General features: G+C 63.4%; 22 protein-coding genes and 1 tRNA gene. 13 read left to right on the forward strand and 10 right to left on the reverse strand.

The window, feature by feature from the left end:
- Window positions 1-10: 10 nt before the first annotated feature.
- Genes denD through X757_RS161375 form a run of 4 tightly spaced genes read right to left on the reverse strand, consistent with a single transcriptional unit; the run spans window position 11 to window position 2,945 of the window.
- On the reverse strand, window positions 11-994 hold the full coding sequence (gene denD / locus X757_RS161390) for a D-erythronate dehydrogenase (protein ID WP_023701052.1): 984 nt from the start codon (window positions 992-994) through the stop codon (window positions 11-13).
- 12 nt (window positions 995-1,006) lie between these two features.
- Window positions 1,007-1,213, reverse strand: coding sequence for a hypothetical protein (locus X757_RS161385; protein WP_023701051.1), 207 nt, complete (start codon window positions 1,211-1,213; stop codon window positions 1,007-1,009).
- A 58-nt stretch (window positions 1,214-1,271) separates the two neighbouring features.
- Window positions 1,272-2,243 carry a cation diffusion facilitator family transporter gene (locus X757_RS161380; RefSeq protein WP_023725175.1) on the reverse strand — a complete coding sequence of 324 codons (972 nt, stop codon included), beginning with the start codon at window positions 2,241-2,243 and terminating at the stop codon, window positions 1,272-1,274.
- 15 nt (window positions 2,244-2,258) lie between these two features.
- Window positions 2,259-2,945 carry a GNAT family N-acetyltransferase gene (locus tag X757_RS161375; protein ID WP_023701049.1) on the reverse strand — a complete coding sequence of 229 codons (687 nt, stop codon included), beginning with the start codon at window positions 2,943-2,945 and terminating at the stop codon, window positions 2,259-2,261.
- Window positions 2,946-3,027: 82 nt separating this feature from the next.
- Between X757_RS161375 and X757_RS161370 the strand changes: the two genes are divergently transcribed.
- Window positions 3,028-4,212, forward strand: a complete 1,185-nt coding sequence (locus X757_RS161370) for a pyridoxal phosphate-dependent aminotransferase (protein WP_023683265.1) — start codon at window positions 3,028-3,030, stop codon at window positions 4,210-4,212.
- 12 nt (window positions 4,213-4,224) lie between these two features.
- Here X757_RS161370 and X757_RS161365 read toward each other — a convergent pair whose 3' ends face one another.
- Window positions 4,225-4,986, reverse strand: coding sequence for an SDR family oxidoreductase (locus tag X757_RS161365; RefSeq protein WP_023683264.1), 762 nt, complete (start codon window positions 4,984-4,986; stop codon window positions 4,225-4,227).
- Between the two features lie 322 nt (window positions 4,987-5,308).
- A complete protein-coding gene (locus tag X757_RS161360; protein WP_023671935.1) occupies window positions 5,309-6,046 on the reverse strand; it encodes a tellurite resistance TerB family protein in 738 nt (245 codons plus the stop codon).
- Between the two features lie 204 nt (window positions 6,047-6,250).
- Between X757_RS161360 and X757_RS161355 the strand changes: the two genes are divergently transcribed.
- Window positions 6,251-6,613, forward strand: a complete 363-nt coding sequence (locus tag X757_RS161355) for a nuclear transport factor 2 family protein (RefSeq protein WP_023683263.1) — start codon at window positions 6,251-6,253, stop codon at window positions 6,611-6,613.
- A 23-nt stretch (window positions 6,614-6,636) separates the two neighbouring features.
- On the opposite strand, the gene X757_RS161350 is transcribed toward X757_RS161355, so the two are convergent.
- Window positions 6,637-7,563, reverse strand: a complete 927-nt coding sequence (locus tag X757_RS161350) for a rhodanese-related sulfurtransferase (protein WP_023683262.1) — start codon at window positions 7,561-7,563, stop codon at window positions 6,637-6,639.
- A gap of 174 nt (window positions 7,564-7,737) precedes the next feature.
- Between X757_RS161350 and X757_RS161345 the strand changes: the two genes are divergently transcribed.
- Entirely contained in the window at window positions 7,738-8,376 is a 639-nt protein-coding gene (locus X757_RS161345) for a 2-dehydro-3-deoxy-phosphogluconate aldolase (RefSeq protein ID WP_023725176.1), read from the forward strand.
- Window positions 8,377-8,514: 138 nt separating this feature from the next.
- Here the strand turns inward: X757_RS161345 and X757_RS161340 are convergent.
- From X757_RS161340 to X757_RS161330, 3 genes are all read right to left on the reverse strand, one after another.
- Window positions 8,515-8,588, reverse strand: a tRNA-Gln gene (locus tag X757_RS161340).
- Between the two features lie 120 nt (window positions 8,589-8,708).
- Window positions 8,709-10,535: a DUF882 domain-containing protein gene (locus tag X757_RS161335; RefSeq protein ID WP_023725177.1), complete on the reverse strand. Its 1,827-nt coding sequence runs from the start codon at window positions 10,533-10,535 to the stop codon at window positions 8,709-8,711.
- A 389-nt stretch (window positions 10,536-10,924) separates the two neighbouring features.
- Window positions 10,925-12,463 carry a sigma-54 dependent transcriptional regulator gene (locus tag X757_RS161330; RefSeq protein WP_023671940.1) on the reverse strand — a complete coding sequence of 513 codons (1,539 nt, stop codon included), beginning with the start codon at window positions 12,461-12,463 and terminating at the stop codon, window positions 10,925-10,927.
- A gap of 145 nt (window positions 12,464-12,608) precedes the next feature.
- On the opposite strand from X757_RS161330, the gene X757_RS161325 reads away from it, so the two are divergent.
- From X757_RS161325 to hemH, 10 genes are all read left to right on the forward strand, one after another.
- Window positions 12,609-14,447 carry a M3 family oligoendopeptidase gene (locus tag X757_RS161325; protein ID WP_023725178.1) on the forward strand — a complete coding sequence of 613 codons (1,839 nt, stop codon included), beginning with the start codon at window positions 12,609-12,611 and terminating at the stop codon, window positions 14,445-14,447.
- A gap of 412 nt (window positions 14,448-14,859) precedes the next feature.
- Window positions 14,860-15,576 carry a protein in NADH-ubiquinone oxidoreductase complex gene (locus X757_RS161320; protein ID WP_023725179.1) on the forward strand — a complete coding sequence of 239 codons (717 nt, stop codon included), beginning with the start codon at window positions 14,860-14,862 and terminating at the stop codon, window positions 15,574-15,576.
- 163 nt (window positions 15,577-15,739) lie between these two features.
- Window positions 15,740-16,885: an aminodeoxychorismate synthase component I gene (locus X757_RS161315; RefSeq protein WP_023725180.1), complete on the forward strand. Its 1,146-nt coding sequence runs from the start codon at window positions 15,740-15,742 to the stop codon at window positions 16,883-16,885.
- Window positions 16,834-17,496, forward strand: a complete 663-nt coding sequence (locus X757_RS161310) for an aminotransferase class IV family protein (RefSeq protein WP_031244337.1) — start codon at window positions 16,834-16,836, stop codon at window positions 17,494-17,496. The genes X757_RS161315 and X757_RS161310 overlap by 52 nt, the downstream gene beginning before the upstream one ends.
- Before the next feature lie 52 nt (window positions 17,497-17,548).
- Window positions 17,549-18,472 (forward strand): DUF3445 domain-containing protein, encoded by a 924-nt coding sequence (locus tag X757_RS161305; protein ID WP_023725182.1) that lies wholly within the window; start codon window positions 17,549-17,551, stop codon window positions 18,470-18,472.
- A 2-nt stretch (window positions 18,473-18,474) separates the two neighbouring features.
- Window positions 18,475-19,713, forward strand: a complete 1,239-nt coding sequence (locus X757_RS161300; RefSeq protein WP_023725183.1) for a hypothetical protein — start codon at window positions 18,475-18,477, stop codon at window positions 19,711-19,713.
- 127 nt (window positions 19,714-19,840) lie between these two features.
- Window positions 19,841-21,286, forward strand: coding sequence for a homospermidine synthase (locus X757_RS161295; protein ID WP_023725184.1), 1,446 nt, complete (start codon window positions 19,841-19,843; stop codon window positions 21,284-21,286).
- A gap of 188 nt (window positions 21,287-21,474) precedes the next feature.
- Window positions 21,475-21,852 (forward strand): hypothetical protein, encoded by a 378-nt coding sequence (locus X757_RS161290; protein ID WP_023683250.1) that lies wholly within the window; start codon window positions 21,475-21,477, stop codon window positions 21,850-21,852.
- Between the two features lie 197 nt (window positions 21,853-22,049).
- Window positions 22,050-24,077 carry a bifunctional UDP-sugar hydrolase/5'-nucleotidase gene (locus tag X757_RS161285; protein WP_023725185.1) on the forward strand — a complete coding sequence of 676 codons (2,028 nt, stop codon included), beginning with the start codon at window positions 22,050-22,052 and terminating at the stop codon, window positions 24,075-24,077.
- A 155-nt stretch (window positions 24,078-24,232) separates the two neighbouring features.
- Window positions 24,233-25,297 (forward strand): ferrochelatase, encoded by a 1,065-nt coding sequence (gene hemH, locus X757_RS161280; RefSeq protein WP_023686407.1) that lies wholly within the window; start codon window positions 24,233-24,235, stop codon window positions 25,295-25,297.
- Window positions 25,298-25,431 lie beyond the last annotated feature (134 nt).

Here is a 25,431-nt window from a genome sequence, read left to right on the forward strand (position 1 = left end):
CCTCGGCGGGTCAGGCCTGACCCGCGATCATTCCGCCCAGCTCATCCTCGATATGAGCGCGGATGATTTCATCGAAACTGTTTTCGGCGCTGAAGCCGAGGTCCCTTGCACGGCGCGCCTCGAAGCGCGTCGGCCAACCCTTGACGATCGCCCAGATCGTTTCGTCGAGCTCCTCGCGGATCAGGCTCGCCACCTCGGCGCCTGCAGTGCGCTCCAGCGCCTCGATCTGCTCGCCGACGGTGACGGCAACGCCGGGCATGGTGAGGTTGCGGCGCGGCCCGACAGCGGCACCGTCGAGCCCGGCGGCATGGATCAGGAAACCGACCGCAGAGCGCGGGCTGGCATGGGTGTGCAGCACCGAGCGCGGCACCGGCAGGATCGCCTCGTGGCCGCTCAGCGGCTCGCGGATGATGCCGGAGAAGAAACCTGACGCCGCCTTGTTCGGCTTGCCGGGCCGCACGCAGATGGTCGGCAGCCTTATGCCGATGCCGTCGAAGAAGCCGCGCCTGGAATAGTCGGCCAGCAGCGCTTCGCTCATCTGCTTCTGCGTGCCGTAGGAGGTCAGCGGCGTCGGATGAAAGTCGTCCGGGATGACATCGGGGAACGGCGCGCCGAACACCGCGATCGACGAGGTGAAGACGAGGCGCGGCGCAAAGTCTGCCAGCCGCACGGCGTCGAACAGCGCCCGTGTGCCGTCGAGGTTGACGCGGTAGCCGAGATCGAAATTCGCCTCCGCCTCGCCCGACACGATGCCGGCGAGATGGAACATGACGTCGGGGCGTGACGCCACCAGGCTCTCGGCAGCACCGGCGTCGGCAAGGTCGCCCGTATGCGTGGCGATGCTGACGCCATCCATCGCCGGCGCCTGCGGCGGCACGATGTCGTGCAGGTCGAGCCCGGTGATCTTGCGGCCGTTGAGCGTGCCGTCCTTGGCCAGCCGGTCGACAAGTTTGCGGCCGACCATGCCGGCGGCGCCAGTAATCAGGATGCGCATTTCGAAAGCCTCTTATTTGCCCTTGTTCTGGTTGCGGCCCCGCAACCAGAACACCAGAAAAAATGCCAGCACGAAGGCGATGCCGACGATGCCGGCAAGTACGGTCGAGACATTGCCGACGGCCAGCATCACGGTCGGCAAATAGAACGCCGCGATGCCGAACAGCAGCATGATCCAGGCTGCGGCAATCAGCGCGTTTCGCGTGTCGCGGTCCATCATGCCGTCCCACCACAGCGGGAACTCGTCAACTCGGATGCCAATGCCATGAAATTCCCTGTCAGTGATAATGGCCGTGATGCGGTGGCGCACCATGGTCGTGGTCATGATCGTGCTCGTCACGGCTGTCGGCGCACTGGCCGAATTCCGGTTCAACCGTGGCGTGGCTGATGCCGTGTTCGGCGGCGAGCCGCTTCTTGATGGCGCTGACCGCCTGGTGCGGATCGACGCCATCGTTGAGGCAGGCATGCAGCGTCGCCATGTTGCTGGACCCGTCGAGCGACCAGACATGCATGTGATGCACTTCGCGCACGCCGTTGACGGTGCCGGCAATGTCCTTGGCGATGAGGTCGCGGTCGAGGCTTGCCGGTACGCCTTCGAGCAGGACGTGGGCGGCTTCGCGCATCAGCGACCACGCGGTGGACAGGATCAGCAGGGAGACCAGAACCGACAGGATCGGGTCGATCGGCGTCCAGCCGGTCGCCAGGATGACCAGCGCCGCCACGATCGCCGCCGCCGAGCCGAGCAGGTCGCCCAGCACATGCAGGATGGCGCCGCGCATGTTGAGGCTGTCGCGGTCGCCGCCATGCAGCACGAAGAACGAGGCGAAGTTTACCAGAAGGCCGGCGATCGCCACCACCAGCATCGGCCCGCCCAGCACCGGCGCCGGCGTCATCAGCCGGCCCCAGGCTTCGTAGACGATCCACAACGCAATGGCGAAGATGGCGATGCCGTTGGTGTAGGCGACCAGCGTCTTGACCCGGCCGAAGCCATAGGTCAGGCGCACTGTCGCCGGCCTTCCGCCAAGATGGAAGGCGTACCAGGCAAGGCCAAGCGCGATCGAGTCGGCGAGCATGTGGCCGGCGTCGGCCAGCAGCGCCAGTGATCCCGTCAAAAGGCCGCCAAGCACTTCGGCCACCATGAAGCCGGCGGTCAGGCAGGCTGCGATCAGCACACGCTTCTTGTCGGTCGAGCCATGCACGTGGCCGGCGCCATGCCCAGCATGCGAACCATGATCATGGCTGTGCGCCATCGGAAAAAACTCCTGTTACGCGCCGAACTCGGCGCGGAAATCCTCGAGCCGCCGCTTCTGCCGGCCTTCGCCATCGAAATTGGCGGGATCGAGCCATGCCTCATAGGCTTTGCGCAGCGCCGGCCATTCCTTGTCGATGATCGAGTACCATGCGGTATCGCGGTTTTCACCCTTGACCACAAGATGCTGGCGGAAAATGCCCTCGAACTTGAAGCCGAACCGTTCCGCCGCGCGCTTTGACGGCTCGTTGCGGTTGTTGCATTTCCACTCGTAGCGGCGATAGCCGAGCCCGTCGAAAATATACTTCATGAACAGGAACTGCGCCTCGGTCGCTGCCGGCTTGCGCGAGATCAGCGGCCCCCAATAGATGTTGCCGATCTCGATGACGCCATAGGTGGGATCGATGCGCATCAGCGTCTGTCGCCCGGCGACCTTGCCGCTGGCCTTGTCGATGACGGTGAAGAACAGCGGATCCTCGCTCGCCTCGACCTTATCCAGCCATGGCTGGAAATCGGCGCGGGTTTGCGGCGGGTAGTCGGGCAGCCAGGCAAAGCGTCCATCGATGTCGGGCACGGACGACGCCTCGTACAACCCATCGCCGTGCTTTTCGGCGCTCAGCGGTTCGAGCCGGACATAGCGGCCGTCAATGGGCTTGCGCTCGGGCCGCGGACGCGCTTGCCAATCTTTGAGATTTTCCGACACGCAAAACTCCAATCCGTTTGACTTTTGTGAGCAGACGCTCACAAAACGCGACCTAACAGCAAGAACCACACGGACGGGAAAAATGCTCCACACGATTTCGGCCTTCGACCGCCTCGGCGAGGAAAACGCCTTTGCCGTGCTGGCGCGCGCCACTGCACTGGCTCAACAGGGCCGCGACATCGTCAACCTCGGCATCGGCCAGCCCGACTTCAAAACGCCGCAGCACATTGTCGAGGCCGCGATCAAGGCGCTGCGCGACGGCCACCATGGCTACACCCCGGCCAATGGCCTGCTGGCGACGCGCGAAGCGGTGGTGCGGCGCACGCTGACCACTACCGGCGTCGAAGTCTCGCCCGAGAATGTAATGATCCTGCCCGGCGGCAAGCCGACCATGTTCGCGGCCATCTTGATGTTCGGCGAACCCGGCGCCGAGATCCTCTATCCAGACCCAGGCTTTCCGATCTACCGCTCGATGATCGAGTTCACCGGCGCCGCGCCCATTCCGGTGCCGATCCGCGAGGAGAACGGCTTTGCCTTCTCGGCAGAAGAGACGCTGGCGCTGATCACGTCGAAGACCAGACTGCTAATCCTCAACTCACCGGCCAACCCGACCGGCGGCGTCACGCCGCGCGCCGAGATCGAGAAGCTGGTAAAGGGACTGCAAGCGCATCCGCAGGTCGCTATCCTCTCCGACGAAATCTACGACGTCATGACCTATGACGGCGAGACGCATTTTTCGCTGCTCAATTTTCCGGAAATTCGCGACCGGCTGATCGTGCTCAACGGCTGGTCGAAGACATGGGCGATGACCGGCTGGCGCATGGGCTGGTCGATCTGGCCGAATGGCGACAAGGGCGGGCATCTCTACGACAAGGTCCGCAAGCTGGCGGTCAATTGCTGGTCCTGCGTCAACGCGCCGAGCCAGTTCGCCGGCATCGCCGCCATCGACGGCCCGCAGGACGATGTCGACAAGATGATGTGCGCCTTCGACAACCGCAGGAAGATGGTGGTCGAGGGGCTGAACGCGCTGCCCGGCGTCTCCTGCATCACGCCCAAGGGCGCATTCTATGCCTTCCCGAATGTTTCGAAGACCGGCTGGAAGGCCAAGAAGCTCGCCTCGGCACTGCTCGAGGAGGCCGGCGTGGCGCTGATCGGCGGCCCCGATTTCGGCATTCTCGGCGAAGGCTACATCAGGCTCTCCTACGCCAATTCCGAAGAGAACATCTTGCGCGCGCTGGAGCGGATCGAGTCGTTTTTGAAGAGGTAGGCCTTCGGCTCTTCACCCACGCCCCACGAACGGCATCTTGGTCGCCATCACCGTCATGAACAGCACATTGGCATCGAGCGGCAGGCTGGCCATGTGGACGACGGCGTCGGCGACGCGCTGGACGTCCATCACCGCTTCGGCGGCGATGGTGCCATTGGCCTGCGGCACGCCGACCGTCATGGCATGCGCCATATCGGTCAGCGCGTTGCCTATGTCGATCTGGCCGCAGGCGATGTCATAGGGCCGGCCGTCGAGCGCCAGCGTCTTGGTCAGCCCCGATATGGCGTGCTTGGTCGCGGTGTAGGGCACCGAGCCCGGCCGTGGCGCATAGGCCGACACCGAGCCATTGTTGATGATGCGGCCGCCCATTGGCTTTTGCTTGCGCATGACGCCGAAGGCGGCGCGGGCGCACAGGAACGATCCGGTGAGATTGACGCCGACAATATCGTTCCAGACCTCGACCGGGATCTCGTCGATCGGCGTCGACTTGTAGCTCATGCCGGCATTGTTGAAGAGCAGGTCGACGCGGCCGAAGGCTGCGGCCACCGTCTCGAACAGATCATCGACTTCGCCGGCCTTGCTGATGTCGCAGGCAACCGCCAGCGCCTTGGCGTCCGTTTTCCCGGCCTCGGTAATGGCGGCATCGAGCACCGCTTTGCGGCGGCCGCAAAACACCGTGTTCCAGCCGGCCTTGAGCAGCGCCGTGGCGACGCTCTTGCCGATGCCGGTGCCGGCGCCGGTGACGATGGCGGTTTTCTCTGTGAGGACTGTCATGATTTTGCTCCTGCGCGCCGCGCATCCCCGGCACAGATCGGGGTGCATCCGAATGCACCGACCCATCGCAAATGAGGGCGATCATGGCAAGCCGGACACTAATGCATGTCGCTCAAAAGTGGCCCCGGTTCTGAGAGAACGACATGCATCCGGACAAAAACATGAAGCGCTTGTGATCGGTCCGACAAAAAGGGCGGTCATTGGCGACCGCCCCCTGATCTGAACCGGGCTTGGGAGGAGGAAAAGCCGATCCGACTAACTAAAATCATGCGCTTCCTCGGTAAACGAGCAGTTAACGCTTTTCCCGCCGCGGCTGCGTTGTCTACCAGCGCGGGTTCGGCGCCGTGCCTGACGGAACCGGCACCTTGGCCGCCGACACCGTCGCCTCGACATGATCGACGAGCGCATCCGGCAGGCCGAGCCGGCCGGCGAGCAGGTCGAGATAGCCGCGTTCGGCGCGCGTATCGGGGTCGATCGTCAGTCGCGACGCCGTGTAGAGCTCGAGCCTCTGCTCATCGGTCTTGGCGCCTGCGACCAGCGTATCGAGGTCGAGCGGGCTATCCAGCTCGGCCATCAGAAACTTTTCCGCTTCCGTGCCGATGCCGGCCAGACTGAGCTTGCCGGCGATCTTTTGGCGTTCCGCGTCATCGACATGGCCATCGGCCTTGGCCGCCGAGATCATCGCCCGCACCAGGGTCAGCGTGAACTCGTCCTCCCCCTGTGGCGCCTGTGAAGGATGAAAGCCGGTGTCGGCGGGCGGCGGCAGCAATTCCGGCTGGCCGGCCGCCGGCGCCTGCTCGGGTGCATTGCCGGCCTTGTAATTCTGGTAGGCCTTGTAGGCGAGACCGCCGATCGCAGCCAGTCCGCCGAGCTTCACGGCCGTGCCGGTGACCTGCCGTCCCGTGCCGGTTCCAAGCAGCACCGCGGCCAGCGCACCGGCGGCCAGCGGATTGTCCTTGGCCATCTGCACAGCCTGCCCGGCCTTGTCGCGAACGGTGCCGGTTGTGCCGGGAACTTGCGAGCCGAGCAGATCGTCGAGAAGCTTCTTGGGGTCGAACATGGTGCCTCCAGAAAAGGGCCCGCACCAACGTGGACGGGCAGGTTTTGGACGTTGCAGACGTAGGTCCCGCACACTGACATTACAATGACGGAGGCGCGCTTTGCTATCGGCGCCGGCAATGCCGCAAATCAGTGATCCGTGTGTCGATACCGGCCTCGGCTTGCGCTAATGTCGCCGCCGCATTGCCGAGGGAGGAACCTTGCTGTGACCGATCAACCTGGCCGGGAACCGGCGCGCGATCCGCAGGATCTGGAACGTTTGTTGATCGACCGGCAGTGGGCCGGAGACATTGACGGCATGGTGGCGTTGTTCCAACCCGATGCCGTCATCGACACCGGAGCAGCCGAATTGACGCGTGGCCACGAGGCGATCCGCGCTTTGTTCGAAGCCTTTGCCGCGAGCGGGCGAAAATTCCAGCGCGGCGAGCAGCGCCCGGCGGCCATCAACGGCGACCTCGCGTTGACGTCGACCAGGCTTGCCGACGGATCGATAACCTCAGAGATCGCGCGCCGGCAGGCCGACGGCACATGGCTGTGGGTGATCGACCGCTATTCTGTCGTGTGGTGATCCAGTCAGGGCGTCGGCGGCACTTAACTGCCGATATGTCCCCTGCCCTGCGCCTGCGCAAGTTCGACCTGGCGCTGGCGCTCGGCATAGCGGGTGCGATCCTCATCCGAGCGTGCCTCGTAGCAATGCGGGCATGTCACGCCGGTGGAAAAATGCGGCGACAGCCGGTCCTCCCGCGTCAGCGGATGCCGGCAGGCGCGGCAGAGTTCGGCCTCGCCTTCGGTCAACCCATGCGACACCGAGACCCGATCGTCGAAGACGAAACACTCGCCCTGCCAAAGGCTGTCTTCGGCCGGCACCTCTTCAAGATATCTGAGGATGCCGCCCTTGAGATGGAACACATCCTCGAAGCCGAGCGACTTCACATAGGCCGTCGCCTTTTCGCAGCGGATGCCGCCGGTGCAGAACATCGCAACCTTGCGGCCGTCGAGTTGGTCGCGGTGTTTTTCCACCCAGGCCGGGAATTCGCGAAAGCTCGACGTGCGTGGATCCACCGCACCCTCGAACGTGCCTATCGACACTTCGTACGCGTTGCGTGTGTCGATGACGATGGTGCCGGGGTCCGAGATCAGCGCGTTCCAGTCGGCCGGCGCGACATAGGTCCCCGCACCCGTCGCCGGGTCGAGGTCTTCGACGCCCATGGTGACGATCTCGCGCTTCAGCCGCACCTTCATGCGATGAAACGGCATTTCGGCGGCAGTGCTGTATTTGACCTCGAGATCGGCAAGACCCTCGATGGCCTCAAGATAAGCGATCAGGTCGGCTATGTCGGTTTCGCTGCCGGCGACCGTGCCGTTAATACCTTCCTGCGCCAGAAGCAATGTGCCCTTGATGCCCCGCCCGCAGCAGAAGGCGGCAAGTGGCGTGCGCAAGACCCGCAGCACCTCGAAGTCGCCCAGCCTCGCAAATTTGTAGAGTGCGGCAACGCGCACGGGTTCACGGTTGGTCATCGCCAAGCCACTAAACCGTGGTCAAAGCGGATTCAAGGCAGAGCTAAAGACACTTCGTCGGTATTCGCCCGCAGGCTCGTTGGCCGACATGTGACATCGCGGCAGGCCGGGTTTCGTGGACTCGGAATCGGCCTTCTGCTAATCGGTTGAAATCACCTAGGGAGAGACAAGCCAATGCCCAGCAAGACCGAAAAGCTCCTGTCGCTGCTCAATGGCCAGCCGGTCATTCCGGTGCTGAAGATCGCCAATGTCGCGGACGCCGTCCCGCTCGCCCGGGCGCTCGCCGCCGGCGGTCTGCCGGCGATCGAGATCACGCTGAGAACCGCCGATGCGCTGGAAGCGATCCGCCGCGTCGCCGGTGAGGTCGAGGGCGCCATTGTCGGCGCCGGCACAATTCTCGATGCCAAGCAGTTCGACGAGGCAGCGGCCGCCGGATCGAAATTCATCGTCAGCCCCGGCATCACGCGAGAGTTGCTGGCGGCGACCAAGGACAGCGACGTTCCCTTGCTGCCCGGCGCCATCACGCCCGGCGAGATCATGGCTGCCCGCGAGGCCGGCCTGTGGTTCCTGAAATTCTTCCCGGCCGAACAATCCGGCGGCATCGCCTCGCTGAAGGCCTTTGCCTCGCCGCTGGCCGACGTGAAATTCTGCCCGACCGGCGGCATCTCGGCCAAGAACGCGGCCGACTATCTCAGCCTGTCCAACGTTATCTGCGTCGGCGGCTCGTGGGTGGCGCCGGACGAGTTGGTCAAGGCCGGCAAGTGGGATGAGATCGAGGCGCTCGCACAGACCGCGAGCAAGCTCGGAAAATAACCTCCGCTACTTTGTCTTTGCGCAATTCCCAAGGGAAGCGCTCCGCGCTTTCCCGGGAAAATCACAGTGTTCCCGGAATTGCACTCGGCACAAAAACCCGCCAGCTGCGCCGACCGGGTTTGCTACGCGTTGAGATTTTGGTTCCCGCTCATGGGCTCGAACCACGATTCACGCCTTCAAAGGGCGCTGTCCTACCATTAGACGAAGCGGGAATGCAGTTTGGTGGTTAGCATTCTGTGGCGATGGAAGCCAGTGCTCGATATCTCGCTAGAAGCAAAAGCCGCACGGCTTGCCCAGCGCGGCTTCGATTTCGATATTGACCGGGTCACGCCCTACTTCGTCTGGAAGCGGGCGACCGAAAGGAATTTTACGGCATTGCCGGTGAAGCGGTTGGCATCGGCCATCTGGTTGTCCGCCTGGAAGCCTGCGGTGTAGACCTCGCTCGGCGGCGTATGCACGATGTTGTAGGCATAGCGCGGCGCTGTCGTCGGGCTGGAAACGGTGGCGATGTTGTCGCCGCTGCTCAGCGCCCAGCGCGCCGCCTGCGGTTCGGCCGCCACCACCACTGCCTTCGGTCCTGGCTTCAGGTCGCGAGCCGAAGCCCTTGCTTCCTTGCGTGTCGTCTTGACGCCGGCGCCGATCACCGAGGCTGGATCGGTACCGGCGGGACGGGCAGCAATAGCACCGCGCGGCGATGCGGCATCGACACCTGACGGATCGTTGAACGCCGAGCGAGGCTCGAGCGACGCAACCTGATAGTCGTCGGTAGCACCGGCTGTATCGGCGGCGCTGGCCTGTTCGAGAACCGCCTTGACCTCGTCCGGACGCTGCGACGGGAGCACCGAGAACGCGTCGGTTGCGGTCTGCTTGTGGGCAGCCGTATCGGCCAGCGCCAGCAGAACGCCCTTGTCCTGCGGCGCAAGCTCAGCCGGCGGCGAAGAGCGGTCGGGACGCCAGGTCGGCAACGGGACGTTGACCGCGACCTGCGCCGGAGCGGCAGCTTGATCGGCCCCCTGGTCGGCATTGCTCGCATCGGCCGTGCCGAACGGCACATTGGCCGGCGCCTGCGCCCTCGCCACCGTCTGTTCGGTGGTGGCATCGGCCACGCCGAACGGCACGGTCTCAGGTTGTTGCGCGCCGACATCGGCCTTCGGCCGCGGTGCGAAAGCGGGCAGCGGCACTTCCTTGGCGGGCAGCGCGGCGATGATCGTCTCCGGCGTGTCCTGCGGCTCCGAATCGTCAGCGCTGTCGTCGGCAAGCTGCGGAATGTTGGCGCGCTTGGCGTTCTGCGGCGACACGATCGCGATGCCAGGCAGATTGCTGCTGTTGTTGCTCGTGGCAGCCAGCACCGGCTTCACGCTTCTCGGCGGCGGCGCGGCGGTAGCGACATCGGCGCTGTCGTCGGCTTCGTCTTCACCGCCACCGCCAAAGAACGCGGACAGGAAGCCACCGGATTTCTTGGTGCTGCCGCCTGCGCTGGCCATCATGATGGCAGGAGAACCGGCGCCCTTGCGCGCCTTGTAGGAGGCGAGCGCTTGGTCATAACCCGGCAACGGCCTGCCGTCGCTCGGCACATGCAGCGTCTTGCCATTGGGGAACAGGCTGACCAGTTCCTGGCGGCTGATGCCTGGCCAATGCCGCACATTGCCGACGTCCATGTGGACGAAGGGCGAACCCGACGACGGATAGTAGCCGACGCCGCCGCCCTGCATCTTCAGGCCGATGTTACGCAGCTTTTTCAGCGGCACACCCGGAATGTAGAAGTCCATCGCCTTGCCCAGCATATGCTGGCTTTCCTTGGCGACACCGCGGCTGCGGCTGCGCAGCATCGAATTAGTCGACGGCGAGCGATAGCCGCAGACGACCTGGATATAGTCGGTGGCCCCGGCCTGCCGGTAAGCTTCCCACACCAGATCGAGCAGGCGCGGATCCATCTTGGTCGGTTCGTTGCGACGCCAGTCGCGCAGGATGATGTTGATCTTCCTGAGGCCTGCCGGATCGTAGCGGCCATTGCGCTTGTAGACGATCTCGGCCTTTTCGTGCGTGTGGAGGTGATAGAGCTTGAGCGAGCGCGTTTCAGCGCTGGCGCCGGCAGCAGTTGCGGCGAGGAAAGCGAACGCAACGATCAACGCTGCCAGCCATCTCGGCCAGACGCCCATGTGATCGCGCCGCCCGTTTCTGTGTCGTTCGACTTTGTTCAAATCAAAAGGCCTTGCAGGCTGCCGTTTGTCCCCGGATTTGTCCAAACGGATGCGTGGTTCTCACATCCGAATATCGATCCTAATGGTTAATCATCGCTTATTGAAGCCGAAATGCGGTAACACCGTGGCGATACCCCGTCAAAAATAATACACAGGATTTCTTGGTAAACTGCTGGTTTAGATCAAGATTCAGCCTTTTCCCGCTACACGATCTGTTACCGCTGGCCTTAATGCGTGAACAACGGCGTCGCATCAGCCATATTCCCGCCCCAACCCCTTATGCAGCGCCGGATGTGGCATGGCAAGCTGGTCCCGGCCTTGCGTTGGCAAGCTGTGGAATTCGGCGTTCAGGAGGCAAGGCGGTCGAGGCGGCCGGTTTCCGGGTCGATGCCGTATTCCTTGAGCTTGCGGTAGAGCGTCGAGCGGCCGATGCCGAGACGCCGTGCGACCTCGCTCATCTGGCCGTTGTAATGGTCGATGGCGAGCTTGATCATTTCGAGTTCGACATCGGCCAGCGCACGCACATTGCCACGCTCGTCCAGCGCCCTCAATGTGCCGAAACGCTGAAGCAACCTGGCCGGAGGGGCGAGCTCGGCAGCTGCAGTACCGGCGTCATCAGTCTGCGCGCCATCGCCTTGCGATCCGGTGCTCAAGGCCATGCCGGGGTCCGACAAGGACGCATCGGCGTCGAGATTGACGGTGCCGTCGACCTGCGCCCGGATCTGCGGAAATTCGTCAGTCGTGAGCACATCGCCTTCGGCAAGCACCGAGGCCCTGAACACGGCGTTTTCCAGCTGCCTGATGTTTCCCGGCCAATCATAGGCCTGCAGCATGGCCAGTGCGGCATCCGAGATGCCGTGCAGGCGATTGCCCGCCGGCGCCACCTTGTCCATGAAATGCTTGACCAGATAGGGGATGTCGTCGCGGCGGTCGCGCAGCGGCGGCACGACGATCGGGTAAACGTTGAGCCGGTAGAACAGGTCTTCGCGAAACTTGCCGTCCTTGACCTGCTGCAGAAGGTTGCGGTGCGTGGCCGAGATCAGCCTGATGTCGACCCTGACGGTGGAACGGCCGCCGACCGGATCGACCTCGCCATCCTGCACGGCGCGCAACAGCTTGACCTGCACGTCGAGCGGCAGGTCGCCGATCTCATCCAGGAACAGGGTGCCCGAATGCGCCTCGACGAACTTGCCGGTGTGCTTTTCGGTGGCGCCGGTGAACGAACCTTTTTCGTGACCGAACAGGATCGATTCGACCAGATTGTCGGGGATGGCGCCGCAATTGACGGTGACGAACGGCTTTGTGCGGCGTTCGCCGCTGCCCTGGATGGCGCGCGCCACCAATTCCTTGCCGACGCCCGATTCGCCCTCGATCAGGATCGGGATGTTGGAGGCCGCAGCCTTCTGGCCGAGGCGGATCACCCGGTCCATCGCCGGGCTGTGCGTGATCATGTCCTTGAAGGTCAGGTGGCCGCCGCGACGCCGCGACGTGCGCTTGACCTCGTCCTCGACCGCCTCGACCTTGAGCGCGTTGCCGACCGCGGTCTGCAGCCGGTCGGGAGACGCCGGCTTGACGACAAAATCGAAAGCGCCGTGGCGCATCGCCGAAACCACCGTTTCGATGCCGCCCTGCGCAGTCTGCACGATGACGGGAACAGTGATGCCGCGCTCGCGCATCGCCTTCAGCACGCCGATGCCGTCGAGGCCCGGCATGACAAGGTCGAGGATGACTGCCGAAATATCCCTCGCATTGGGTCCGTCAAGCGCGCTCAGACCGGCCTCGCCGCCATCGGCAACGATGGCGCTGTGGCCGAATTTCGTCACCGCCGCCTCGAGCAGCCGGCGCTGCACGGGATCGTCATCGACTATAAGAATGGAACCTGTCATGACTGATTTGAGTTGCCCGCCTGGGAAATTCCCATGGATCATCTTGGCACAGGGTTCTAAACAAGGTTTCAAAAAACCCGGTGAACGAATTCCTTAGGATTTGACCGGCTTGTCCTTTCCCCTTGATTCCAGAAGGTAATTGTTGATGAGCAGGATTCTCGGTCGGCAGCTTGCGGCGGTAGCGTCCGGTCAGGGCGCGGCGGAACTCGGCGACCTGCCGGAATGGAATCTCGCCGATCTTTATTCCGGCATGGAGGCGCCCGAACTGAAGCGCGACCTTGCCAAGGCGGCGGCCGATGCCGTCGCCTTCGAGAACCGCTGGAAGGGCACGCTGGCTGCGGAGGCCGAGCGCGGCAGCGCCGGCAGGCTTGGCGAGGCGCTGACAGCCTATGAGGCGCTGGAGGAACTGATCGGCCGCATCGTCTCCTATGCCGGCCTGATCTATGCCGGCAACACCGCCGATCCGCAGCGCGCAAAGCTCTATGGCGACATCCAGGAGAAGATGACCGACGCCAGCGCGCATCTTTTGTTCTTCGCGCTGGAGCTGAACCTGATCGACGACAAGGCGCTCGAAGCAGCCCTCGCCGCCGACGCCGGCTTTGCCCATTACCGCCCCTGGGTGCTCGACCTCAGAATGGACAAGCCCTACCAGCTCGAGGACCGGGTCGAGCAGCTGTTCCATGAGAAATCGATCACCGGACGCGGTGCCTGGAACCGGCTTTTCGACGAGACGATGACCGATCTGCGCTTCGACATAGACGGCGAGGAACTGACGCTGGAGCCGGCGCTGAACCGCCTCCAGGACGCCGATGGGGAGGTCCGCCGCCGCGCCTCCGAAGCGCTGGCCGCAACCTTCCGCAAGAGCCTGCGCACCTTCACGCTGATCACCAACACGCTGGCCAAGGACAAGGAGATTTCCGACCGCTGGCGCGGCTTCGAGGACATCGCCGATTCACGCCATCTCGCCAACCGTGTCGAGCGCAGCGTGGTCGATGCGCTGGCGTCGGCCGTGCGCGAAGCCTATCCGCGCCTGTCGCATCGCTACTACGCGATGAAGGCGCGCTGGCTCGGCATGGAGGTGATGAACCACTGGGACCGCAACGCCCCCTTGCCCGAGACGCCGCAGGCCGTGATCCCTTGGGACGACGCCAGGAACACCGTGCTGTCGGCCTATCAGCGCTTTTCCCCCGATATGGCGGAGATCGCCCGCGTCTTCTTCGACCGCAACTGGATCGACGCGCCGGTCAGGCCCGGCAAGTCGCCCGGCGCCTTCGCCCATCCGACCGTGCCTTCGGCGCACCCTTACGTGCTGCTCAACTACATGGGCAAGCCGCGCGATGTGATGACGCTGGCGCATGAACTCGGCCACGGCGTGCATCAGGTGCTCGCCGGCGGCCAGGGCGCGCTGATGGCTTCGACGCCGCTGACTTTGGCCGAGACGGCCTCGGTGTTCGGCGAGATGCTGACCTTCCGTTCGCTGCTCGACCAGACCACCGACAAGCGCGAGCGCAAGGCGATGCTCGCCCAGAAGGTCGAGGACATGATCAACACGGTCGTGCGCCAGATCGCCTTCTACGAGTTCGAACGCAAGGTGCATGCAGAGCGCAAGAACGGCGAACTGACCTCCGACAAGCTCGGCCAGTTCTGGCTCGAGGTGCAGGCCGAAAGCCTGGGGCCGGCGATCAAGCTGCGCGAGGGCTATGAGGTCTTCTGGACCTACATCCCGCACTTCGTCCACTCCCCATTCTACGTCTACGCCTATGCCTTTGGCGACTGCCTGGTGAACTCGCTCTACGCGGTCTACCAGAACGCCGAGCATGGCTTCCAGGATAAGTATTTCGAGATGTTGCGCGCCGGCGGCACCAAGCATCACTCGGAGCTTCTCGCGCCTTTCGGCCTCGACGCCACCGACCCCGCCTTCTGGCAGATCGGGCTTGGCGTGATCGGCGGCCTGATCGACGAGTTGGAAGCGCTCGACAGTTAATGCGCGCACCCATTGGACCGATGGCGCAGAGTGGCAGGTTCAGCAGCGGCCTCGACTTTGCTGAATCGCAGAACAGTTTAGCCGGAATGCATGTGACGGCAGCTCTGTTCTTGTTCTAAATATCTGTTCTTGAATAACTCTCCGGCGAAAATTCCGTTAGCTTTCCCGAAGCCGTATGATAGCTTTCCGACTGAAGCTCAGCCGGGCGCGCGGCTTAAGGCCGGACAGTATCCCGGCCCATGGCAGCGGTCTGACGAATGCGACAGCGACGGTTGGCAATGGGCGGAAAGCCGAACGCCGACACTCGACGACAGACCGGCTGTTCCCTGAGCCGCCGAACCACATTGGATGATCCGATCTGCCAAGGTCATGACTTGGGACGGCGGCGGACGGATCCGACTGGAGAGAGACGATGACCTTCTTTTACATTGTCCTGGCGTTCCTTGTAGGTGTGTTGGTTGGCTGGTTTATCTGGGGCCGGCTGCGCGGCGAACTTGACAGCCTGCGCGGCGATCTCGACCGCACCCGCAGCGAGCGTGACAGACTGCGCGCCGACGCCGATCGCCTGACCGGCGAACTCGACGCCTGCGGCAAGACCCGCGCCGATCTCGAACGCCGGCTGCGTGAAACATCGACTCCATCCGCCAAGCCTTCAAGTTCGGCGCCGGCCGCGCTGGTATCGACAGCGGCAACGGCCAAGTCCGCCCCGGCCGCGAAACCGACCCCCGCCAAACCCGCCGCGGCCAAACCAGCTGCGGCCAAATCCGCGGCCGCAAAACCAGCGGCCAGCAAACCTGCCGCCGCCAAGGCCGCGCCCAAAGCCGCGGCTTCAAAGCCCGCCGCCGTCCCGAAGAAGGCCGCCCCGGCAGCTGGGAAGGCCGATAATCTGCGCCGCCTGATCGGTATCGGCCCGGTCAACGACAAACTGCTCAAGGGCCTTGGCGTCACGACCTACGCGCAGATCGCCGGCTGGACCGCGGCCGACGTCAAGCGCATCGAGGACACGCTGAATTTCGACGGCCGCATCGCTCGCGAAAAGTGGGTCGAGCAGGCCAAGCTGCTTGCCGCCGGCGACGAAAGGGAGTTCGCACGCCAATTCCCGAGCGCCGGGACCGCCAACAACAGCTGATCTGTCATCGGCAACATAACCAGAAGGCGGCGCTCTCGGGCGCCGTCTTTGTTTTTGCATTCGCCACTGTCTTTGCGCCCTGCGACGCCGCTCCCTCGATTGCACGCCGCCCGGCCCCCATATAGAGCGGTTCTGGCGTCATCGACCGCAGTACCCGAGCCCCATGCCCCTGCCCTCTGCCATTTTCCGCAACGATGAAAGCGGCCGTCAGTTGGTCTTCGACCACCCGGCCGACATCATCATTGCCTATGATGCCAAGGATTTTCTGCCGGCGCTGGCGGCTGCGCAGGCGGCGAGCGATGCCGGCAAATGGCTGGCCGGCTATTTCTCCTACGAAGCGGGCTATCTGCTCGAACCGAAACTCGTGCCGCTGCTGCCTGAAGGCCGGCGCGCGCCATTGGTTTGTCTGGGTGTCTTCGATGCTCCGGCCGAAGAGGCCGTGCCGCGCAACGATGCGCCGGCCACCAATGGCCCCATCTTCGACGCCAGGGCCAGTTGGTCCGCTCAGGACTACGCCAAACGCTTCGCGCGCCTTCACGACCACATCCGCAAGGGCGATTGCTACCAAGGCAACCTGACCTTTCCGGTCCGTGCCCAATGGTCGGGCGATCCGCTTGCTGCCTTCGACGCACTGACAGGACGCCAGCCGGTCAAGTATGGCGCGCTGATTTCGCTCGGCGATCCCATCGTCTTGTCGCGTTCGCCCGAGCTGTTCTTCGAGATCAATGCCGAAGGCATGATCGAAACCCATCCGATGAAGGGCACCGCACCGCGCGGCGCGACCAAGGCCGAGGACGCGCGGTTGAAGTCCTTCTTGCGCAGCGACGAAAAGAACCAGGCCGAGAACCGGATGATCGTCGATCTCCTGCGCAATGACATCTCACTGATCAGCGAGGTCGGCACGCTGGAAGTCCCGGAACTGTTCCGCATCGAGAGCTACCCGACCGTCCACCAGATGGTGAGCCGTGTGCGGGCGAAGCTTCTGCCTGATCTCGGCATCCGCCAAATCTTTGGCGCGCTGTTTCCCTGCGGCTCGATCACAGGCGCGCCGAAAATCCGCGCGATGGAAATCCTGCACGAGCTGGAAGACACACCGCGCGACGTCTATTGCGGCGCCATCGGCTGGATCGCGCCTGGCGGCATGATGCGCTTTTCGGTGGCGATCCGCACCATATCGCTCTTTTCCAGTGGCGAGGCCGTTTACAATGTCGGCGGCGGCGTCGTCTTCGATTCGACGGCGCAAGAGGAGTATCAGGAGTGTCTGCTGAAGGCGCGCTTCGCGACGGGGACACCGCCGATTTCGAGCTGATCGAGACCATGCGCTGGGAGCCCGGCCAGGGCTTTCTGCGCTTCGAACGCCATCTCGCGCGCCTTTACGGCTCGGCGGAAGAACTCGGCTTTGCCTGCGATCCGCAGCGGATCGGCGAGGTGCTGGCGAATACTATCGGGGCGCAGCTGACGGCGCTGCGCACCCGGCTCGTCCTGCAGCGCAATGGCGAAGTGACCGCCTCGGTCCAGCCCTATGAGCCGTTCGCCGCCGACAAGGTCTGGCGGCTGCAGCTGGCACGGGTGCGGCTCTCCTCCACCGACACGCTGCTGCGCCACAAGACCGGCCGGCGGCAAGTCTACACTCACGCCCGCTCCGAATATCTGATCACCCAGGCCGACGAAGTGTTGCTCGCAAATGAGCGCAGTGAAATCTGCGAAGGCACCATCACCAACGTCTTCGCCGATTTCGGTGATGGCATGCTGATGACACCCAGGCTCGACTGCGGCCTGCTGCCTGGCGTATTGCGCGCCGAGCTGCTGGACGAAGGCCGCGCCCAGGAGGCGATCTACAGCTATGACGAGTTGAAATCCGCCAAAACACTGTTCGTCGGCAATTCTCTGCGCGGCTTGATCCCGGCAACATTGGCCTGATACGAAGCGGCTGCGAGAATAACCGCCGGCATTGGACACTTTCTAGCGAAGCATGAATTCTCGTCAGCCCACGCACACGCCCTATGATGGCTCCTCAAAGCTCTTCACCATCGGGCTGAAGCCGCTCGAGCTCGACAAGTGGATCGAGGTCGACCGGTATCTCTTCGACCATCTCGCCGAAAAGCGCCGGCTCTATGCCGAAATTCCCGACAAGGTGTTTGTCGAGGAAGACGGCACGCGCGACACCCAGCGCGAAGTGCGCGGCCTCATCGAAGCACATCTGCTGTCGACATTTCCCGGGATGTACCGGCGCACCAATGCCGGGGTTGAGGTCATTGGCGCCAAAGCCGACTCTGACGCCACCTTCCCCGATGCCCCGCTGGTCGCAGCGTCGCTGCTCGTCCAGGAAGACCTGATCCTGATGCGCCGTGACGACACGGGCTGGCGACTCGCCGCCGGCTCGCTGTGCTTCCCGTCATCCTGGTCGCTGGTCGAAAAATTCGGCCGGCCGCTGCAGCAGATCCACGCACCGGTGCCGGGCTTCGGTCCGGGCACCAGGCCGGCCGAGCTCATCAACCGCATGTTCGACGGCCTGCAGGGCCAGGCCGTCGAACGCTTCAACTGGTCGATCCAGGCCGGCGACGCGCTCTATCATCCGCTCTCCAATGTCGAGCGCATCGACCGCGCCACCAGGCGCCCCTCGCGATTTCCCGACGGCGACGTCAACACCCACGCCTTCATCCGCGTGGAGCGCCAGACGCTGCGCAAACTGCCTCTGTCGCGCGACATCCTGTTCACCATCCGCATCCATCTCGACCCGCTGAAAGTGCTGGCGCGGCATCCCGACCGGGCAACGCTTGCCGCCTCTTTCGCGGCGCAATTGCAGGCGCTGGATGAGGCTCAACTCGACTACAAGGGGATGACATCAGACCGTGACCGGCTGGTGCAACGCCTGCAAACCATGGCTCAGGAGTGACGATGGTCCGACATGTTCTGAAGCTAGCCGTCCTGCTCGGTGCATTCCTGGCGTTGCCGGCAACAGCGCATGCGGAACCGGTGACCTATGCGGGGAAGCTCGGCAACATCGACATCGTCGTCGAGTTTACCGGTGATCCGGCGACGGCTGGAGAGGCACTGGCGGCGCGCTATTTCTACCGCTCCAAGGGCGTCGATATTCCTCTGCAGGCGAAGTCGAGCAAGGGCGCCACCTTTCAATTGGCCGAGGAAGAAGCCTGCGATGCCAAGAAGTGCGGCGACGGCCAGGCTCCACCCATCGGCGCCGTCTGGCGGTTGAGTTCCGCCGACAAGGGCAAGACGCTGGAAGGCACCTGGACGGCCAAAAAGACCCTGCCGCTGAAGCTGACAAGGATCGCCAGCCGTGCCCAGACGGAGACGCCGGCGACGACGCCACGCGATCTCTATGATTTCACCGACATGACATTCTCGGGCGACGATGCGCCGATCACCATGGCGGCATCGCCCTACGACTATCTCAAGCTGGATTTCGCGCCCAAGGCAGACGCCAAGGAAGGTTGGCCGGATGCAGCCTACAACTATGTCACCGATCCGCGCACCAAATTCGCCAGGCCGCGCATCGTCGATCTCGCCGGCAGTGCGCCGATCGAAGCCGCCAATGCCTTGCTGCAGAACCGCCATTGGCATGACAGCCTCAGCGCCTTGACATGCGCGGCGCTGCAATATGCCGGTTTCCACGACGGGCCGCCGATGGAGGGCATGGACGACGATTCGCTTGGCGGCTATGAAGACACGACGTCCAAAGTTACGTCATTGACGCCGAAGCTGATGAGCTGGTCGGAATCCGGCAGCCTCTATTGCGGCGGTGCGCATCCGAACAACTATTCCGACGCCTATGTCATGGACGTGCGCCGTGGCGCCTTGCTTACCCTTCAGGACATGTTTTCCGATACGGTCGACGGCAAGCCAGGCCCCTCGCTGGCCACCTTCGTCAAGGAGAAGCGCAAGAAGCCAAGCGACCAGACCGAGGTGGATTACGAGGCCGAATGCGGCATCGACGATTTGATCGGCGACTATCTCGGCGCCAGCCTGAAGCGCGATGGCGACAGGCAGGTTCTGGTCTTCGGCCTGCAAGGTTTGCCCAACGTCATCCAGGCTTGCGGCGGCGATCTCGTTGAAATCCCGGACTCCGAAGCACAAGCGCTGCTCACGCCGGAATTCGCGAAACTGCTCGAACCGTAGGCGCATCTGCGCCGTCGGGAACTAACCTTATCCCTGCTTTTCGCTTTATTGTGACAATGATCTATGGTTTGTCGCGCGGCGGTCGAACGGCCGTTTTGGCGCGTTGCTTGAAGGAGTGCTCGATAAAATGGCGAATGAAAACTGGCCCGTTTACGGTGAAATCACCGGCCCTGTCGTGATGATCGGCTTTGGTTCGATCGGACGGGGAACGCTGCCTCTGATCGAGCGCCATTTCAAATTCGACAAGTCGCGCATGACGGTCATCGACCCGCTCGACACCGACCGCAAGCTGCTCGACGAGCGCGGCATCGCCTTCGTCCAGGAGCACGTGACCGAGAAAAACTACAAGAAACTGCTGACGCCGCTTTTGACCAATGGTGGCGGCCAGGGCTTTTGCATCAATCTGTCGGTCGATACCGGCTCGGTCGACCTGATGCGGCTCTGCCGCAAGCTCGGCGTGCTCTACATCGACACCGTCGTCGAGCCGTGGCTCGGCTTCTATTTCGACGCCAGGGCCGACAATGCCAGCCGCACCAACTACGCGCTGCGCGAAGCCTTGATCAAGGAGAAGCACGACAAGCCCGGCGGCGCTACCGCGGTTTCGACCTGTGGCGCCAATCCGGGCATGGTCTCGTGGTTCGTCAAGCAGGCGCTGCTGAACCTTGCCGGCGACCTCGGCCTCGAGTTTTCCGAACCCGCGCAGGACGACCGTGACCGCTGGGCCAAGCTGATGAAAAAGGCCGGCGTCAAGGGCATCCACATCGCCGAGCGCGACACCCAGCGCACCAAGAAGCCGAAGCCGATGAACGTGTTCTGGAACACCTGGTCGGTCGAGGGTTTCATCTCGGAAGGGCTGCAGCCGGCCGAGCTCGGCTGGGGCACGCATGAGAGATGGATGCCGAAGAACGGCAAGGAGCACAAGCATGGCTCCAAGGCTGCGATCTATCTCGAACAGCCCGGCGCCAACACCCGCGTGCGCTCCTGGTGCCCGACGCCGGGCGCGCAATACGGTTTCCTGGTGACGCACAATGAGGCGATCTCGATCGCCGACTTCTTCACCGTGCGCGGTAAGAAGGGCAAGGTGCAATACCGCCCGACCTGCCACTATGCCTATCACCCCTGCAACGACGCCGTGCTGTCGCTGCACGAAATGTTCGGCGCTGCCGGCAAGCCGCAGCCGGTCCACCATGTGCTTGACGAAAACGAACTGGTCGACGGCGTCGACGAGCTTGGCGTGCTGCTCTACGGCCATGCCAAGAACGCCTACTGGTACGGTTCGCAGCTGTCGCTGGCCGAAGCCCGCAAGCTGGCGCCCTACCAGAACGCTACCGGCATGCAGGTCACCTCGGCCGTGCTCGCCGGCATGGTCTGGGCGCTGGAAAACCCGGAGGCCGGCATCGTCGAGGCCGACGAGATGGACTACAAGCGCTGCCTGGAAGTGCAGTCCCAGTATCTCGGACCGGTCAAGGGCTACTACACCGACTGGACGCCGCTCGATAACCGTCCGGGCCTGTTTCCCGAGGACCTCGACAAAAGCGACCCGTGGCAATTCCGCAACATCCTCGTTCGATAGCGGTTCCATACCCCTGCCCCACTGCCTTGCAATCGCCCGGAAATCGGGCGATTGAAGGGATGCGGACGAGAGCAGTGTGCATCCATTTGGACGCGCGAGGGACGGCTCTGGAAACTTGAGGCCACGCACATCGTGTGCTCCAAAACGTCGTTTGACGATTGGGCCGATGCGTCAGGAGAGGATTTGATATGACGATTGCGCGCAAAATTCTTTCTGCGGGCGCGGCGGGCGCTCTTGCGACGATGCTTGCCGCCTGCACCACCGGCGGCTCCGACGGGCCACCGATCTCATCGCAGGCGCGAGGCGTCGAAGGCTCATGGCTGAACGCCGAAGGCAAGGCGGTCTCGACATTGAACGGCGGCGTCTTCACCACCGTTTCGGCGGAGACCGGTGAGAAATTCGCTGACGGCAGCTACACCAAGACCGGCGCCACCTCGGTCGAGATCAACGGAACCTCGCTGATCCGGCAGCAGCCAATCGCTTTCAACTGCCTGCTGGTGTCCATAAACCAGCTGAATTGCACCAGCTCCGCCGGGCAGAACTTCGTGCTGACCAGGCGCGGCTGAACCTTTCCCATGCGGCTTTGCGGATGGCGGCGGCGCGATGCCGCCGCCTTTTTTATGCCGGCAAACCGATGCCGGTTATCCGCCCTGATTCTTCTTGCATCGCCACAACCGCGATGTGAACATACCCGAAATGCTGGCTGTTATCCTGCAGTCGGGCAAGAGCGTTAAACGCCTTTGATCATATCCGGGAGACGAAGATGAAGAAGCTCGCCGCCATTGCCGCCCTCTCTGCCTCGACACTCGGCCTGTCGGCCGCACCATCCTTTGCCGACTACACGTTGAACATCCTGCATTTCAACGATTGGCACAGCCGCATCGAAGGCAACAACAAATACGAGTCGACCTGCTCGGCCGAGGAAGAGACCAAGGGTGAGTGCATCGGCGGCGCCGGCCGGCTGGTCACCGCGATCGCACAGGAGCGCAAGAAGCTCGAAGGCCAGAACGTGCTGCTGCTCAATGCCGGCGACAGCTTTCAGGGATCGCTGTTCTACATCACCTACAAGGGCACGGCGGAGGAGGAATTCCTCAATCAGATCAAGCCCGACGCGGTGACGCTCGGCAACCACGAATTCGACGATGGCGAGAGCGCGCTGGTGCCTTATCTCGACAAGGCGAAGTTCCCGATCGTCAGCGCCAATGTCGTGCCCAACGACAAGTCCGGCGCCGCAGGCAAGATCAAGCCGTCGATTGTGCTTGAGGTCGGCGGCCAGAAGATCGGCATTGTCGGCGCCGTGACCAACGACACACCGGAACTCGCCTCTCCCGGCCCCAACATTACCATCGAGGACGACGTCAAGTCGATCACCGCCGAGGTCGAGAAGCTGAAGGCGCAAGGCGTCAACAAGATAATTGCCGTCACCCATATCGGCTACAGGCGCGAGCGCGATGTCATCGCCAAGATCCCGGGCATAGATGTGGTGGTCGGCGGCCACAGCCATTCGCTTCTGTCCAACACCGACCCGAAGGGGGAAGGCCCCTATCCGACGATGGTCGACAACCCCGACGGCTCCAAGGTGCCTGTCGTGCAGGCCGCGTCCTATTCGAAATATCTCGGCGAATTCAAGGTCGTGTTCGACGACAACGGCAACGTCAAGGAAGCCAGCGGCGACCCGATCTTCCTCGACAAGTCGATCATCCCCGATCCGGCCGTTCTTGCCCGCATCAAGGAGCTCGGCGCGCCGATCGAGGCGCTGAAGAACAAGGAAGTGGCCGAGACCACCGAGGCCATCGACGGCAGCCGCGAAAGCTGCCGCACCAAGGAATGCGCGATGGGCAATCTCGTCTCCGACGCCATTCTCGACCGCGTCAAGGGACAGGGCGTCGAGATCGTCGTCTCCAATGGCGGCGGCCTGCGTGCTTCGATCGACAAGGGCACCGTCACCATGGGCGAGGTGCTGACCGTGCTGCCTTTCCAGAACACGCTGGCGACCTTCCAGATTTCCGGCAAGGATCTGGTTGCCGGGCTGGAAAACGGCGTCAGCCAGGTCGAGGACGGCGGCGGCCGCTTCCCGCAGGTGGCAGGTCTCAAATACTCCTTCGACAAGTCGGTCGCGCCCAATGCCGGCCGAGTCAAGTCGGTCGAGGTGATGCAGAACGGTGCCTGGGCGCCGATCAATCCGGACAAGGACTATCTGGTCGCCACCAACAATTACGTCCGCCAGGGCGGCGACGGCTACAAGGTCTTCGCCGAGAAGGCCAAGAACGCCTACGATTACGGCCCCGGCCTCGAACAGGTGGTTGCCGACTATCTCGCGGCGCACCGGCCCTATACGCCGAAGCTCGACAGCCGCATCACCGAGGTCGCGGCAACCGTAGCGGCTGCCCCGGCCGCCGAGCCGGCAAAACCAGCCGAACCGGCACCTGCTCCAGAGGAACCGGCAAAACCGGCCGAGGCTGCACCGGCGGAGCCGGCGATGCCCGCATTGCCGGCAGGCTCCGGCGACATCACCACCACGCCGCCGACTGTCCCGGCGGAAACCGCCCCGGCAACGCCGGCTCCGGCCGAACCGGCAAAACCGGCCGAAGCCGCACCTGCTCCGGCAAAGCCGGCTGACGCCGCCCCGGCCGAAGCCAGCCATGTCATCGTCGCCGGCGATACCTATTGGGATCTCGCCAAGAAGGCCTACGGCGACGGCGCCAAGTGGAAGGTGATCTCCGAGGCCAACAAAGGCTACGAACCACGCCGGCTTCCTGTCGGCGCGACCTTGACCATTCCGGCGAAGTAACCTCGCTTCGCACTTGCGACCAGCAAAACCCGTCCGGGTAACCGGACGGGTTTTTGGCTTTCAGGGTAAGGTGCGGCCACACGCGGCATTGAAAACTCGCGCCACATCGCTAGGTTCGCCCGACATCGTCGGTTTCGCGGTGTCGGGAGACCTTCATGACGCTTTCCACGCCTGTCGACCCCAAAGCCGCGAAAGCGCTCGACCCGCTGCCGGCCGGACATCCGCCGGTAAAGGCAGGCAAGATCGGCGTCATGTTGGTCAATCTCGGCACGCCGGACGGTACCGATTTCAAGCCGATGTGGCGCTATCTCCGCGAATTCCTGTCCGATCCGCGCGTCATCGAACTCAACAAGGCGATCTGGTATCCGATCCTCTACGGCTTGGTGCTGACCACCAGACCGAAGAAGTCCGGCGCCAATTACGCCAGGATATGGAACCGCGAGAGGAACGAGTCGCCGCTGCGCACCTACACCCGCGCGCAGGGCGAAAAGCTGGCCGCAGCGCTCATCGACCTACCCGATGTCGTGGTCGACTGGGCGATGCGCTACGGCAACCCCTCGACCGCGAGCGTCGCTCAAAGGCTGGTCGAGCAAGGCTGCGACCGCATCCTGTCGTTCCCACTCTACCCGCAATACTCCGCGACCACCACCGCGACCGCCAACGACCAGCTGTTTCGCGCCTTGATGAAGATGCGCCGCGCGCCTGCCGTGCGCAGTGTTCCGCCCTACTATGACGAGCCGGTCTACATCGAGGCGCTCGCCCATTCGATCGAACGGCATCTGGCAACGCTAGACTTCGAGCCCGAGGTGGTCATCACCTCCTATCACGGCATCCCGAAGCCCTATTTCGAGAAGGGCGATCCCTATCACTGCCACTGCCAGAAGACGACACGGCTGTTGCGTGAACGACTGGGGTGGGATGAAAAGAAGCTGATCATCACCTTCCAGTCGCGCTTCGGCGCCCAGGAATGGCTGCAGCCCTACACCGACAAGACGGTCGAGAAACTGGCGAAGGACGGCGTGAAATCGATCGCCATCGTCAACCCAGGCTTTTCCGTCGACTGCATCGAGACGCTGGACGAAATCGGCCGCGAGGCGGCCGAGACCTTCCATCACGCCGGCGGCGAGAAATTCGCCCACATCCCGTGCCTCAACGACAGTGCAGAAGGCATGGCGGTGATCGAGGCGATGGTGCGGCGCGAGCTGTCGGGCTGGGTCTGAGGCCGCCACGTTGCGGCGATCGACCGCCGCAGTTGCGCTATTCCATGCACTAATAATCAACGATCACCTGATTGTAACATTATTGAAACACACCTAAGTGTTTGGTGAAGTCGGTTGCATGGAATCAACGCCAT

The organism is Mesorhizobium sp. LSHC412B00 (assembly GCF_000503035.1).
Taxonomy (GTDB): domain Bacteria; phylum Pseudomonadota; class Alphaproteobacteria; order Rhizobiales; family Rhizobiaceae; genus Mesorhizobium.

Bases quoted from the DNA above. Each gene is read 5' to 3' on its own strand.
- X757_RS161335 (WP_023725177.1), bottom strand. From the start codon at position 10,535: ATGGGCGTCTGGCCGAGATGGCTGGCAGCGTTGATCGTTGCGTTCGCT.
- X757_RS161350 (WP_023683262.1), bottom strand. From the start codon at position 7,563: ATGACCAACCGTGAACCCGTGCGCGTTGCCGCACTCTACAAATTTGCG.
- X757_RS161285 (WP_023725185.1), top strand. From the start codon at position 22,050: ATGAAGAAGCTCGCCGCCATTGCCGCCCTCTCTGCCTCGACACTCGGC.
- X757_RS161370 (WP_023683265.1), top strand. From the start codon at position 3,028: ATGCTCCACACGATTTCGGCCTTCGACCGCCTCGGCGAGGAAAACGCC.
- X757_RS161295 (WP_023725184.1), top strand. From the start codon at position 19,841: ATGGCGAATGAAAACTGGCCCGTTTACGGTGAAATCACCGGCCCTGTC.
- X757_RS161380 (WP_023725175.1), bottom strand. From the start codon at position 2,243: ATGGCGCACAGCCATGATCATGGTTCGCATGCTGGGCATGGCGCCGGC.
- X757_RS161360 (WP_023671935.1), bottom strand. From the start codon at position 6,046: ATGTTCGACCCCAAGAAGCTTCTCGACGATCTGCTCGGCTCGCAAGTT.
- X757_RS161345 (WP_023725176.1), top strand. From the start codon at position 7,738: ATGCCCAGCAAGACCGAAAAGCTCCTGTCGCTGCTCAATGGCCAGCCG.
- X757_RS161315 (WP_023725180.1), top strand. From the start codon at position 15,740: ATGCCCCTGCCCTCTGCCATTTTCCGCAACGATGAAAGCGGCCGTCAG.
- denD (WP_023701052.1), bottom strand. From the start codon at position 994: ATGCGCATCCTGATTACTGGCGCCGCCGGCATGGTCGGCCGCAAACTT.
- X757_RS161385 (WP_023701051.1), bottom strand. From the start codon at position 1,213: ATGATGGACCGCGACACGCGAAACGCGCTGATTGCCGCAGCCTGGATC.
- X757_RS161325 (WP_023725178.1), top strand. From the start codon at position 12,609: ATGAGCAGGATTCTCGGTCGGCAGCTTGCGGCGGTAGCGTCCGGTCAG.
- hemH (WP_023686407.1), top strand. From the start codon at position 24,233: ATGACGCTTTCCACGCCTGTCGACCCCAAAGCCGCGAAAGCGCTCGAC.
- X757_RS161330 (WP_023671940.1), bottom strand. From the start codon at position 12,463: ATGACAGGTTCCATTCTTATAGTCGATGACGATCCCGTGCAGCGCCGG.
- X757_RS161300 (WP_023725183.1), top strand. From the start codon at position 18,475: ATGGTCCGACATGTTCTGAAGCTAGCCGTCCTGCTCGGTGCATTCCTG.
- X757_RS161365 (WP_023683264.1), bottom strand. From the start codon at position 4,986: ATGACAGTCCTCACAGAGAAAACCGCCATCGTCACCGGCGCCGGCACC.
- X757_RS161305 (WP_023725182.1), top strand. From the start codon at position 17,549: ATGAATTCTCGTCAGCCCACGCACACGCCCTATGATGGCTCCTCAAAG.
- X757_RS161290 (WP_023683250.1), top strand. From the start codon at position 21,475: ATGACGATTGCGCGCAAAATTCTTTCTGCGGGCGCGGCGGGCGCTCTT.
- X757_RS161320 (WP_023725179.1), top strand. From the start codon at position 14,860: ATGACCTTCTTTTACATTGTCCTGGCGTTCCTTGTAGGTGTGTTGGTT.